An 11,485-nucleotide genomic window follows, 5' to 3' on the forward strand; every position below is an offset into this window, starting at 1 on the left:
CGAACGATGAAATTGCATGAGCTTAAGCCTGCTGAAGGTTCCCGTAAGGACGTGAAGCGTAAAGGTCGCGGTATCGGCAGCGGCAACGGCAAAACGGCCGGCAAAGGCCATAAAGGTCAGAACGCCCGTTCCGGCGGTGGTGTGCGTCCGGGCTTCGAGGGTGGACAGAACCCGCTCTACCGTCGTGTTCCTAAGCGCGGCTTCAACAATATTTTCCGCAAGGAATATGCCGTGGTCAACATCGAAGATCTGAACAGCTTTGCAGCCGGTACTGAAGTTACCCCGGAGCTTCTAATGGAGCAGGGTCTGGTGAAAAATCCGCAAGCCGGCATCAAGATTTTGGGGAACGGCGATATTACTGTGGGCATCACGGTCAAAGCTAACAAGTTCTCTCAATCTGCGGTAGAGAAAATCCAGGCTGCCGGCGGTAAAACCGAGGTGATCTAATTGTTGAAGACCTTGTCCAACATCTGGAAAGTGGATGATCTTCGCAGACGCATCCTATTTACGCTGTTCATCCTGCTTGTATACCGCGTCGGATCGTTCGTTCCGGCACCGAACATTGACAAGACAAGATTCGAGGATATCAACGCACAGGGAGCGGACTTGTTCGGCTTGCTGAACACCTTCTCCGGCGGTGCATTGTTCCAATTCTCGATCTTTGCGCTTGGGATCATGCCGTATATTACGGCATCGATCATCGTTCAGTTGCTAAGCATGGACGTTATTCCGAAGTTTGCGGAATGGGCGAAGGAAGGCGAGAACGGGAAGCGCAAGCTGGCGCAGATCACGCGTTACGGGACGATCGTACTCGGTCTGATCCAGGCGTTTGCTACTTCGATCGGATTTAACAACACTTACCAGATGGTGATTAACCCGAGCTTCAGCACGTATGCAACGATCGCAATCGTACTGACAGCCGGTACCGCCTTCCTGATGTGGCTCGGTGAGCAGATTACCGAACGGGGCATCGGCAACGGCATTTCGATTATCATTTTTGCCGGGATCGTGGCTTCCATTCCTACTCATATTCGCACGATCTATGCGACGGAGTTTGTAGATAACCCTGATCAGCTGTTTATCGGCATTCTGAAAGTCATTGCGATCGTCGTTGCGATCATCGCAATCATCGTGGGTGTCATTTTCGTTCAACAGGGCATCCGCAAAATTCCGGTTCAATACGCCAAGCGCGTAGTCGGCCGGAAGATGTACGGCGGTCAATCGACGCACATTCCGCTTAAAGTGAACGGCGCTGGGGTTATACCGGTCATTTTTGCGGTTTCGCTGCTTATGTTCCCGATTACGATCGCACAGTTTTGGGCGGATAAGACATGGGCGAATTGGATCATCAATAACATGTATTACGACCAGCCGCTCGGCATGGTGTTGTACGTGATCTTGATCATCGCATTTACCTTCTTCTATACCTTCGTTCAAATCAACCCGGTGCAAATGGCGGATCAAATGAAGAAGAACGGCGGTTACATTCCGGGCATCCGCCCAGGGAAGCCGACTTCCTCCTACATCACGCGCGTTATGTCCCGGATTACGCTTTCCGGTGCGCTGTTCCTGGCACTGATTTCGGTTCTGCCCGTCGCATTCGGCGCACTTGCCGGCTTGCCTCGTTCGGTTCAGTTGGGCGGCACTTCCCTGCTGATCGTCATCGGCGTCGCACTCGACACGATGAAGCAGATCGAAAGCCAGTTGATCAAACGTCACTACAAAGGGTTTATCAATAAATAACGATAGGTTCGCAGCGGGCTGACGATTTCCGCGCGTCGGAGCGTGAGGCCCGGCCGAGCCTATTCTGCTTAAAGTGAGGAGCGACGCATGAACATCCTTTTTATGGGGCCTCCGGGCGCCGGTAAAGGCACGCAAGCCGAACGCATTGTGAATACGTTCGGAGTTCCGCACATTTCGACCGGCGACGCATTCCGTCTTGCGATGAAGCAAGGCACGCCACTCGGTCAAAAGGCGAAGGAGTACGTTGACCAAGGGCTGCTCGTTCCTGACGACGTAACGAACGGAATCGTTCGCGAACGTCTGCTGCAGGATGACTGCGAGAAGGGCTTCCTGCTCGACGGCTTTCCGCGGACGCTGGCGCAAGCCGAAGCGCTCGATGGCATGCTGGCCGAGATGGGACGACGGATCGACCATGTCATCAACCTCAAGGTCGACCGCAGCCTGCTGCTTGCCCGACTGACGGGACGACGGATCTGCAAAGCGTGTGGTTCGACTTATCACGTGCTCTTTAACCCGCCGCAACAGGAAGGCGTATGCGATAAGTGCGGAGGAGAGCTGTATCAGCGCTCCGACGACACGGAAGAGAAGGTCGGTACGCGTCTGGATGAGTATATTTCCAAGACGGCGCCGCTTCTTGCGTATTACGAAGGTAAAGGTCTGCTTCTCGAAGTGGACGGCGAGAAAGAAATCGATACGGTGACTTCGGATATCGTATCTCGCTTGAAAGGGCAGTCTGAATGATTATCTGCAAATCCGAAGCGGAACTGGGTTTCATGAGGGAAGCCGGTCGCATCGTGGCGGATACGCATCTGCTGCTGGCGCAAGCGATCAAGCCTGGTGTGATGACGAGCGAGCTCGACAAGATCGCCGAGGACTACATTCGCAGCCAAGGAGCCGTACCTTCCTTCAAAGGCTACAATCAATTTCCCGCAAGTATCTGTGCTTCTGTTAACGACGAATTGGTACATGGCATACCCGGTCAGCGCGTTCTTAACGAGGGCGATATCATCAGCCTCGACATCGGCGCCCAGTACAAAGGCTATCACGGCGATTCGGCCTGGACCTATGGAGTGGGCCAAATATCCGAGGATGCCCGCCGGTTGCTCGAGGTTACGGAAAAGTCGCTTTATGCAGGACTGGAGCACGTGAAGCCGGATGTGCGCCTGTTTACCATTTCTCACGCAATTCAGCAGGTGGTTGAACAAGCGGGGATGTCAATCGTTCGCGAATATGTGGGCCATGGAATTGGCGAAAGCCTCCATGAAGAACCGCAGATTCCGAACTACGGCGTACCGGACCGCGGACCCCGGTTGAAGCCCGGCATGGTGCTGGCCATCGAGCCGATGGTTGTTCTCGGCGAGCGGTACGTCCGCACGCTGCAGGATAATTGGACGGTTGTGACCGTCGACGGCACGTGGTGCGCGCATTTCGAGCATACAGTCGCCGTTACGGAGAACGGGCTTGAAATATTAACCCGCTCTTCCGCGATATAATCGGGGTGGTGATGGCATGGAAGCTTTTCCGGAATGGGGCCGGCTGGTCAAGGTGCTGAGAGGCAAAGACCAAGGCGGCTGCGCGGTTATCATCGGGATCGTAGACGACCGCTTTGTACTCATCGCGGATGGGAACAAGCACCGGTTCGACGGTCCGAAGAAGAAGAGCCTGCTCCATCTGGAGCTTCTGCCCGTCGTCAGCTCCGAAGTGGCCGACAGTATGCGGGAAACCGGCCGGGTGACCAACGCCAAGCTGCGGTTTGCGATTCAGAAGTATAACGAGCGGAAAGGAGAATGACTGTGGCTAAAGAAGATGTAATTGAAGTCGAGGGTACGGTTATCGAACCGTTGCCAAACGCCATGTTCAAGGTGGAACTGGAGAACGGACATCAAATTCTGGCCCACGTATCCGGCAAGCTCAGAATGCACTTTATCCGTATCCTCACGGGGGATAAAGTGGTTATCCAGTTGTCGCCTTACGATCTGACAAGAGGTCGTATCACTTATCGGAAGTAGTCCGTCGAGGACTGCCTACGAAGTATTCGGGAGGTAATCACAATGAAGGTCAGACCTTCGGTTAAGCCGATTTGCGAAAAATGCAAAGTCATTCGTCGCAAAGGCAACGTGATGGTGATTTGTGAAAATCCGAAACACAAACAAAAACAAGGATAAGAAGAAGGAGGGATAGACGAACCATGGCACGTATAGCTGGTGTAGACTTGCCGCGTGACAAGCGCGTAGTAATCGCCCTGACGTATATTTTCGGTATCGGTAAAACGACCGCACAGAAAATCCTTACGGAGACCGACATCAATGAAAATACCCGCGTGCGCGACCTGACGGAAGATGAAGTCAGCCGCCTGCGCGAGAACATTGATAAATCCGTTAAAGTGGAAGGCGACCTGCGTCGTGAAGTCTCGCTGAATATTAAGCGGTTGATTGAGATTGGCTGCTACCGTGGAGTCCGTCATCGTCGCGGCTTGCCCGTTCGCGGTCAACGCACTAAGACGAACGCCCGGACCCGTAAAGGTCCTCGTCGGACAGTAGCGAACAAGAAGAAGTAATAAGGGGGGATAACTGAAATGGCTAAACCGAAAAAAGTCGTACGTACCAAACGCCGCGACCGCAAAAATATCGAGGTTGGCGTCGCGCACATCCGCTCGACGTTCAACAATACGATCGTTACGATTACCGATCCTCATGGCAACGCGATCTCGTGGGCTTCCTCCGGCAACCTGGGCTTCAAGGGCTCCCGGAAAAGCACGCCGTTCGCCGCTCAGATGGCGGCGGAATCGGCAGCGAAAGCGGCTATGGAACACGGCATGAAAACGGTCGAGGTTATGGTTAAAGGACCGGGCGCAGGCCGCGAAGCCGCGATCCGTTCCCTTCAGGCAGCCGGTCTCGAAGTTAACCTGATTAAAGACGTCACGCCGGTTCCGCACAACGGATGCCGTCCGCCGAAACGTCGCCGCGTATAGTTCAAATCCGTGTGGTATCAAATATCTGCAACTTGTGAATAATGGTTGTGAAGGTTAGGCATACTACATGTTTTTGACCGTATGTACGGACGGTGTAGATACTGAAACGGCATGCTGCCGATGATCGGTATGAACGGAGCGACGTTTGAAGGAGGGTACTTTTAGTGATTGAGATCGAAAAGCCGAAAATCGAAACCGTAGAGCTGAGCGACGAGGGCACATACGGACGTTTCGTGGTAGAACCGCTGGAACGCGGTTATGGCACGACGCTCGGTAACTCGCTGCGCAGAATTCTTTTGTCGTCGCTGCCGGGCGCGGCCGTCACCTCGGTGCAAATCGACGGAGTTCTTCATGAGTTCTCGACGATTCCGGGCGTCTACGAAGACGTGACCGAAATCATCCTGAATCTGAAGAGCCTCTCGTTGAAAATCCATTCCGATGAGGAAAAGGTATTGGAAATTGATGCGGAGGGCGACGGCGCGGTAACGGCCGGCGACATTCGCGCGGACAGCGATGTCGAAATTCTCAATCCGGATCTTCATATTGCGACGCTCGCTTCCGGCGCCCGGCTTCATATGCGGGTGTTTGCGAACCGCGGGCGCGGTTATGTGCAAGCAGACCGTAACAAGCGCGAGGATCAACCGATTGGCGTCCTGCCTGTCGATTCGATCTACACGCCGATTACCCGCGTAAATTACAGCGTGGAGAATACGCGCGTCGGACAAGTGACGAACTATGACAAGCTGACGCTTGAAGTATGGACCGACGGCAGCATCCGCCCGGAAGAAGCGGTGAGCCTCGGCGCCAAAATCCTGAACTCGCATCTGGACCTGTTCGTCGGCTTGACCGACGAGGCGAAAGACGCCGAGATCATGGTAGAGAAAGAGGAAGACAAGAAAGAGAAAGTACTCGAGATGACGATCGAAGAGCTCGATCTTTCGGTTCGTTCCTACAACTGTCTGAAACGCGCAGGCATCAACACCGTTCAAGAGCTGATCACGAAAACCGAAGAAGATATGATGAAGGTTCGCAATCTGGGCCGCAAATCTTTGGAGGAAGTTCAAGAAAAGCTGGAAGAGCTCGGTTTGGGCCTTCGTATGGAAGACTAAGCTTGACCGTAACCAGACAACAGTGAGTGCAAGTTCTATAGAAGGAGGGGAAATACATGGCATACCAAAAGCTGGGACGTGACGCAAGCGCACGGAAAGCATTGTTCCGTGATCTGGTCACTGACCTTTTCCTGTATGAGCGTATTCAGACGACCGAAGCGAAAGCGAAGGAAGTTCGTTCGATTGCGGAGAAGCTGATCACGAAAGCGAAGAAGGGCGACCTTCACGCACGTCGTCAAGTGGCGGCATTCGTTCGGCGCGAGTCGGTTGACGGTGAGCAGGACGCAATTCAAAAGCTGTTCTCCGAATTGGCCACCCGTTACTCGGAACGTGCGGGCGGATACACACGGATTCTGAAACTGGGCCCACGTCGCGGAGATTCTGCGCCTATGGTTTATTTGGAACTGGTGGACCGTGCGTAGTTGAAACGGGAAGACAAAGGGTGGCGCAGGCCACCTTTTTTTTCTGTGTTTGTAATAGCCCGTACTTTGGGGCTGAAGGATAAGGAGAGGGGAGGAGATGAGCTGCGGAATATTGCGATGGTCGTAAGCTATGATGGCGGGGCCTATCAGGGGTTTCAGTCGCAGCCGAGCGGCTTGACCGTGCAGGATGAGCTGGAAAAGGCGATCCGCAGGCTTAGCGGGCAAGACGTCAGGCTGGACGGCTCCGGACGAACCGATGCCGGCGTGCATGCTCAAGGGCAGGTCATTAACTTCCTCAGCACCTCTCCGATTCCGGTCGAGCGTTGGGCGATCGCGATGAACGGTTGGCTGCCTCACGACATTGTCGTGCGCAGCGCCCACGAGATGCCCGAGGCATTCAGCTCGCGCAAATCGGCGATCAGGAAAACATATCGATACTCGATCAGCACCGGCAAGCATCCGAATGTGTTCAATCGGCGGTTCCGATACCACCATTATAATCCTTTGGATGTAGAGGCGATGCGCGTGGGAATCCGCCATTTGCTGGGCGAGCACGATTTCTCTTCCTTCACCTCGGCGGGTTCCACCAAGAAAAGCCATGTTCGGACGGTCTATGAGGTTCGGATCGAACGGGACGGACCGGATATTCATCTCTTCATAACCGGAAACGGCTTTTTGTATAACATGGTGCGCATCGTGGTAGGGACGCTGTTGTGGGTCGGCGAAGGCAAATGGAAGCCGGACTGCATCGGTCCAATCCTGGCCGCACGGGACCGCTCGAAGGCGGGTCCTCGGGCGGAGGCTCATGGCCTGGTTCTATGGGAAGTCCGTTATCCCGAGCCGTTCCAGATGATTCTGGATAACGATCCGGCCTCATCCTTGTGGCCGTAAGATTATGCTTGCGGAGCAAGAGGGAATGTAGTAGAATATAACTTGTGCTTTCTTAGTGGCTCTCCCACAGCCCCGACTAAGTTCGCCGACCTTTACAAGCTGCCGGTCGATCCGTTTCTTAGCGGAACGCCACGGCACGTTGACACCGAATATGAATCTTGAACAAGACGTTTCCATACATGTGAAATGTGCGAAAGAATGAAGGAGGATATCCCATGCGTACAACGTTTATGGCCAAGCCGAACGAAGTCGAACGCAAGTGGTTCGTCATCGATGCGGAAGGCAAAACGCTCGGCCGTCTGGCCAGCGAAGCGGCGGCTTTGATCCGTGGCAAGCACAAACCGCAATTCACTCCACACGTTGACACCGGCGATTTCGTCATCGTCATCAATGCGGAGAAAATCGTCCTGACAGGCAAGAAGTTGTCCGACAAGAAGTACTACCGTCATTCCATGTATCCGGGCGGCCTGAAGGTTACTTCCGCAGGCGACTTGCTGAAGAAGTTCCCTGAGCGCGTATTGGAGTTCGCGATCCACGGCATGCTGCCTAAGAATCGTCTGGGCGACAAAATGAAGCTGAAATTGAAAGTCTATGCTGGTCCGGAGCACCCGCACCAAGCACAAAATCCAGAAGTGTACGAGCTTCGAGGTTAAGAAGGGGAGGACCAGTTCATGGCACAAGTACAATACTATGGAACAGGTCGTCGTAAACACTCGGTAGCGCGCGTGCGCCTCGTACCGGGTGAAGGACGAATCATTGTAAACAAACGTGATCTCAACGAATATTTCGGCCACGAAACACTGAAATTGATCGTGAAGCAACCGCTCGCTTTGACCGATACGCTGACGAAGTATGACATCATTGTATTGGCGAACGGCGGCGGCACAACGGGTCAAGCCGGCGCAATCCGCCACGGCATTTCCCGCGCCCTGCTGAAGGCCGATCCGGAATTCCGTCCGGCGCTCAAGCGTGCAGGCTTCCTGACGCGTGATCCACGGATGAAAGAACGTAAGAAATACGGGTTGAAAGCGGCACGCCGCGCGCCACAGTTCTCGAAACGCTAATAGTTGCACCCGATACCTTCTCCGCCAAGCGTGGAGAAGGTATTTTTTTGCGGTAGAGCGAGGAGCACGATAGGCCATTCGAATACAATAGAGTGCCCAGCCGAATTTTGGGGTGATTTGCGTATAATCGGCATAAGGAAATCGTTGAGTTATCGGGACGAAAGTCGTATAATTGAATTAATGCATATCAATTTACTAGGAATTAATTACGGAGGTCATTCACATGAATCTGTTTGAGAAAGAAGCGCTTGTCAACCAGAAAGCTGCAGAGCTTGAAAACGCCAGCCCGGAAGACATTCTGCGTTATGCGGTTGAGACGTTCCCTAGTATTACGTTTGCGTGCAGCTTCGGCGCCGAGGATGTCGTCCTTGTCGATATGCTTCAGAAGATCAGCCCGGGGACGGACATTTTCTACTTGGATACCGACTTTCATTTCAAAGAAACCTATGAGACGCGGGACCGGATTGAGCAGCATTACGGCATGAAGTTTGTTCAGGTGAAGCCCGCTCTCACGCCGGAAGAGCAAGCGGCCCAGCATGGCGCGGAGCTGTGGAAATCCGAGCCGAACGCTTGCTGCAACATCCGTAAGGTTGAGCCGCTGACACAAATTTTGTCCAAGTACGATGCTTGGATTACCGGTATCCGCCGCGACCAGGCGCCGACGCGCGCCAACGCGAAGAAGGTGGAATACGACACGAAGTTCGGCCTGATCAAGTTCAATCCGATCGCAAGCTGGACCTCCGAGCAGGTATGGGGATATATCCGCGCCAATGACGTGATCTACAATCCGCTGCACGACAATCATTTCCCGAGCATCGGCTGCGAGTACTGCACACGCCAGGTTATGCCGGGCGAAGACCCGCGTGCGGGCCGTTGGTCGGGTTCCGACAAAACGGAATGCGGTTTGCATAAATAATTGATCACCGGGCCATCACGGCTCGAAAATATAGGAGGTTTACGCATCATGAGTATCCAACCACACGGTGGCGAACTGGTGAACCGGATCGCGGCCGGCGGTGAACGGGACGCGCTGCTAACCGAAGCATCGAAGCTGAAAAGCATTACCGTTAACGCCTGGACCATTTCGGACCTGGACCTGATCGGTGTCGGCGCTTTTTCTCCATTGACGGGTTTTATGAATAAGGCGGATTATACGTCGGTCGTCGACAGTATGCGTCTCGCCAATGGCCTCGTATGGAGCATACCGATTACGCTGGCGGTTGAGCCGAACAAGGCGGCCGAGCTGAATGCAGGCGAGCGCGCGGCGCTCGTAGGCGAAGATGGCGTTATTTACGCCGTGATCGATATCGAAGACATCTACACCGTGGATCAGAAGCACGAGGCGGTTCGTGTGTTCAAGACCGATGAGCTCGAGCATCCGGGCGTGGCGAAGCTAATGGAACGCTCCTCGACGTATGTCGGCGGCGCGATTACCGTTGTTAACCGCCCGCAGCCTGAGAAATTCCAGGAGTTCTATTTCGATCCGTCCGAAACGCGCCGGCTGTTCGCGGAGAAAGGCTGGAATACGATTGTCGGTTTCCAGACCCGCAACCCGGTTCACCGCGCGCATGAGTACATCCAGAAGTGCGCCATGGAGATCGTGGACGCGCTGTTCCTTAACCCGCTCGTGGGCGAGACGAAATCGGACGATGTTCCGGCGGATGTCCGGATGAAAAGCTATCTGGCGCTCCTGGAAAATTACTACCCGCAGGACCGCGCGTTCCTCGGCGTGTTTCCGGCCGCTATGCGTTATGCCGGACCGCGCGAAGCGATTTTTCATGCGATGGTCCGTAAAAACTACGGCTGCACGCATTTCATCGTCGGCCGCGACCATGCCGGTGTAGGCGACTACTACGGCACATACGAAGCGCAGGAGCTGCTGAAGTCGTTCGCGCCGGAAGAGCTCGGCATTACGCCGCTCTATTTCGAGCACAGCTTTTTTTGCACGAAGTGCGGCAATATGGCTTCCAGCAAGACGTGTCCGCACGACAAAGCCGACCATTTGACGCTGTCCGGCACCAAGGTCCGCGCGCTGCTGCGTGACGGTGTCTGCCCGCCGCCGGAATTTTCGCGTCCGGAAGTGGCCAAGATTCTCATTGAAGGCATGTCCGAGCAGCCGGTCGGCTGACGGGCTGCTCATAAAACACCACCTCGTCCCATATAGTGTAGAGGACGCGGGCTTTCCTTAAGCCTACGTTCGGACACATAGGGATCGGGGTGGTTTTTTTATGCGCCGGATCAGGAATCGGGTCATCGTCTGGATCAATTATAAAGGGGCACTCCGTTTAGGCTTGGGTGCGTTGATCGTATTTCTTGTATCGTTCATGTTAACGCAGGAGACGCCGACCTCCCGCACCTGGACGTACTGGACGCTGTCGCTCTCGGGAAAAACGATCTATCTGGATGCGGGACACGGCGGGGCAGACGGAGGGGCGGTCAGCAAGCAAGGAGATGTGGAGAAGGATTTGAATTTGGCGATCGCCCTCCATTTGCGGGACTATTTGCAGCAAGCCGGGGCCGTGGTTCTCATGACAAGAGAGGATGACCGGGACTTGGCGGAGGAAGGAACGAAAGCGATCAGCCGGCGGAAAACGGAGGATTTGCTCCGAAGAGTGGACAACATCCGGCGGGAATCTCCGGATCTCGTAGTCAGCATCCATATGAACAGCATACCGTCGCCGCGTTGGTCGGGTGCGCAAACCTTCTATTATCCGAATCATCCGGACAACCAGCTGCTTGCATCGCTCATACAGGAGGAGATCAAGCGAAACCTGGAAAACACGAATTGCGTTGCCAATCCGGTCAATACCGTCTATTTGCTGAAGGCAATCGAAACGATACCGACGGCGCTCGTTGAGGTAGGCTTTCTGTCCAATCCGGGAGAAGCTCGGCGGCTTGCGGATACGGATTATCAGCGGCAGGTGGCGGCGTCGATCTACCAGGGCATTCTGCGCTATAGTGCGGGCGAGAAGGGAGTGCCCGGTTTGAATGTCTCCTAAGCGAACAGTATGGTATAATTAGACGATCATGAACTACATAATGACCGGGCGATGCGGATAGAGCCCGAGCGGATACGGGGTGTTAGCGGATTATGATTACGCGTGAACAAGTGTTGGAAGCGGTCGGCCAATGGAAGGGGCCGGCCGGTGAGGCAGGCAAGGGCGGTATACAAGTCCGCGACGTTGTTGTGAAGGAGCGTCAGGTGTCGTTGACGGTCCTTACCCCGGGCGGGGAACAGGATGCACTGCTCGAGGAAGCGCTGCGCGCCGAGCTGATGCGGCTGGG

General features: G+C 54.5%; 17 protein-coding genes and 1 pseudogene. All 18 read left to right on the plus strand.

Annotated elements, in window-relative coordinates:
* Positions 1-6: 6 nt before the first annotated feature.
* Positions 7-447, plus strand: a complete 441-nt coding sequence (rplO, locus tag BG52_RS03155; protein WP_036580086.1) for a 50S ribosomal protein L15 — start codon at positions 7-9, stop codon at positions 445-447.
* Complete coding sequence (secY, locus tag BG52_RS03160) at positions 448-1,743, plus strand: preprotein translocase subunit SecY (RefSeq protein WP_036580089.1); 1,296 nt, start codon at positions 448-450, stop codon at positions 1,741-1,743.
* Positions 1,744-1,830: 87 nt separating this feature from the next.
* Positions 1,831-2,484, plus strand: coding sequence for an adenylate kinase (locus tag BG52_RS03165; RefSeq protein ID WP_036580092.1), 654 nt, complete (start codon positions 1,831-1,833; stop codon positions 2,482-2,484).
* Positions 2,481-3,236 (plus strand): type I methionyl aminopeptidase, encoded by a 756-nt coding sequence (gene map / locus BG52_RS03170; RefSeq protein WP_036580094.1) that lies wholly within the window; start codon positions 2,481-2,483, stop codon positions 3,234-3,236. The genes BG52_RS03165 and map overlap by 4 nt, the downstream gene beginning before the upstream one ends.
* Positions 3,237-3,252: 16 nt before the next feature.
* Complete coding sequence (locus BG52_RS03175; protein WP_036580097.1) at positions 3,253-3,534, plus strand: KOW domain-containing RNA-binding protein; 282 nt, start codon at positions 3,253-3,255, stop codon at positions 3,532-3,534.
* A gap of 2 nt (positions 3,535-3,536) precedes the next feature.
* On the plus strand, positions 3,537-3,752 hold the full coding sequence (infA, locus tag BG52_RS03180; protein ID WP_035121186.1) for a translation initiation factor IF-1: 216 nt from the start codon (positions 3,537-3,539) through the stop codon (positions 3,750-3,752).
* Positions 3,753-3,794: 42 nt separating this feature from the next.
* Positions 3,795-3,908, plus strand: coding sequence for a 50S ribosomal protein L36 (gene rpmJ, locus BG52_RS03185; protein WP_003333770.1), 114 nt, complete (start codon positions 3,795-3,797; stop codon positions 3,906-3,908).
* A gap of 23 nt (positions 3,909-3,931) precedes the next feature.
* Positions 3,932-4,300 carry a 30S ribosomal protein S13 gene (gene rpsM / locus BG52_RS03190; RefSeq protein ID WP_036580104.1) on the plus strand — a complete coding sequence of 123 codons (369 nt, stop codon included), beginning with the start codon at positions 3,932-3,934 and terminating at the stop codon, positions 4,298-4,300.
* 18 nt (positions 4,301-4,318) lie between these two features.
* Positions 4,319-4,714 (plus strand): 30S ribosomal protein S11, encoded by a 396-nt coding sequence (rpsK, locus tag BG52_RS03195; RefSeq protein ID WP_036580106.1) that lies wholly within the window; start codon positions 4,319-4,321, stop codon positions 4,712-4,714.
* Between the two features lie 164 nt (positions 4,715-4,878).
* Positions 4,879-5,823: a DNA-directed RNA polymerase subunit alpha gene (locus BG52_RS03200; RefSeq protein ID WP_036580109.1), complete on the plus strand. Its 945-nt coding sequence runs from the start codon at positions 4,879-4,881 to the stop codon at positions 5,821-5,823.
* Between the two features lie 56 nt (positions 5,824-5,879).
* Complete coding sequence (gene rplQ, locus BG52_RS03205; RefSeq protein ID WP_036580111.1) at positions 5,880-6,245, plus strand: 50S ribosomal protein L17; 366 nt, start codon at positions 5,880-5,882, stop codon at positions 6,243-6,245.
* 102 nt (positions 6,246-6,347) lie between these two features.
* A complete protein-coding gene (truA, locus tag BG52_RS03210) occupies positions 6,348-7,136 on the plus strand; it encodes a tRNA pseudouridine(38-40) synthase TruA (RefSeq protein WP_036580139.1) in 789 nt (262 codons plus the stop codon).
* A 215-nt stretch (positions 7,137-7,351) separates the two neighbouring features.
* The gene (rplM, locus tag BG52_RS03215) at positions 7,352-7,789 is read left to right on the plus strand and encodes a 50S ribosomal protein L13 (RefSeq protein ID WP_036580113.1); all 438 of its coding nucleotides are present in this window, start codon (positions 7,352-7,354) and stop codon (positions 7,787-7,789) included.
* An 18-nt stretch (positions 7,790-7,807) separates the two neighbouring features.
* The gene (gene rpsI, locus BG52_RS03220; protein WP_036580115.1) at positions 7,808-8,200 is read left to right on the plus strand and encodes a 30S ribosomal protein S9; all 393 of its coding nucleotides are present in this window, start codon (positions 7,808-7,810) and stop codon (positions 8,198-8,200) included.
* Positions 8,201-8,423: 223 nt separating this feature from the next.
* Positions 8,424-9,116, plus strand: coding sequence for a phosphoadenylyl-sulfate reductase (locus BG52_RS03225; protein ID WP_036580118.1), 693 nt, complete (start codon positions 8,424-8,426; stop codon positions 9,114-9,116).
* A gap of 45 nt (positions 9,117-9,161) precedes the next feature.
* On the plus strand, positions 9,162-10,328 hold the full coding sequence (gene sat / locus BG52_RS03230; RefSeq protein WP_036580141.1) for a sulfate adenylyltransferase: 1,167 nt from the start codon (positions 9,162-9,164) through the stop codon (positions 10,326-10,328).
* A gap of 100 nt (positions 10,329-10,428) precedes the next feature.
* Positions 10,429-11,199 (plus strand): N-acetylmuramoyl-L-alanine amidase CwlD, encoded by a 771-nt coding sequence (cwlD, locus tag BG52_RS03235; protein ID WP_036666824.1) that lies wholly within the window; start codon positions 10,429-10,431, stop codon positions 11,197-11,199.
* 92 nt (positions 11,200-11,291) lie between these two features.
* A pseudogene (locus BG52_RS03240) lies at positions 11,292-11,485 on the plus strand (MRP family ATP-binding protein); the annotation flags it as partial.

Origin of the sequence: Paenibacillus darwinianus (assembly GCF_000598065.1) — a bacterium.
Classification (GTDB): domain Bacteria; phylum Bacillota; class Bacilli; order Paenibacillales; family Paenibacillaceae; genus Paenibacillus_I; species Paenibacillus_I darwinianus.

Excerpts from the sequence above, each read along its gene's own strand:
- rplO (WP_036580086.1), top strand. The coding sequence starts at position 7 with ATGAAATTGCATGAGCTTAAGCCTGCTGAAGGTTCCCGTAAGGACGTG.
- BG52_RS03165 (WP_036580092.1), top strand. The coding sequence starts at position 1,831 with ATGAACATCCTTTTTATGGGGCCTCCGGGCGCCGGTAAAGGCACGCAA.
- map (WP_036580094.1), top strand. The coding sequence starts at position 2,481 with ATGATTATCTGCAAATCCGAAGCGGAACTGGGTTTCATGAGGGAAGCC.
- BG52_RS03175 (WP_036580097.1), top strand. The coding sequence starts at position 3,253 with ATGGAAGCTTTTCCGGAATGGGGCCGGCTGGTCAAGGTGCTGAGAGGC.
- rpmJ (WP_003333770.1), top strand. The coding sequence starts at position 3,795 with ATGAAGGTCAGACCTTCGGTTAAGCCGATTTGCGAAAAATGCAAAGTC.
- rpsM (WP_036580104.1), top strand. The coding sequence starts at position 3,932 with ATGGCACGTATAGCTGGTGTAGACTTGCCGCGTGACAAGCGCGTAGTA.
- rpsK (WP_036580106.1), top strand. The coding sequence starts at position 4,319 with ATGGCTAAACCGAAAAAAGTCGTACGTACCAAACGCCGCGACCGCAAA.
- rplQ (WP_036580111.1), top strand. The coding sequence starts at position 5,880 with ATGGCATACCAAAAGCTGGGACGTGACGCAAGCGCACGGAAAGCATTG.
- rplM (WP_036580113.1), top strand. The coding sequence starts at position 7,352 with ATGCGTACAACGTTTATGGCCAAGCCGAACGAAGTCGAACGCAAGTGG.
- rpsI (WP_036580115.1), top strand. The coding sequence starts at position 7,808 with ATGGCACAAGTACAATACTATGGAACAGGTCGTCGTAAACACTCGGTA.
- BG52_RS03225 (WP_036580118.1), top strand. The coding sequence starts at position 8,424 with ATGAATCTGTTTGAGAAAGAAGCGCTTGTCAACCAGAAAGCTGCAGAG.
- cwlD (WP_036666824.1), top strand. The coding sequence starts at position 10,429 with ATGCGCCGGATCAGGAATCGGGTCATCGTCTGGATCAATTATAAAGGG.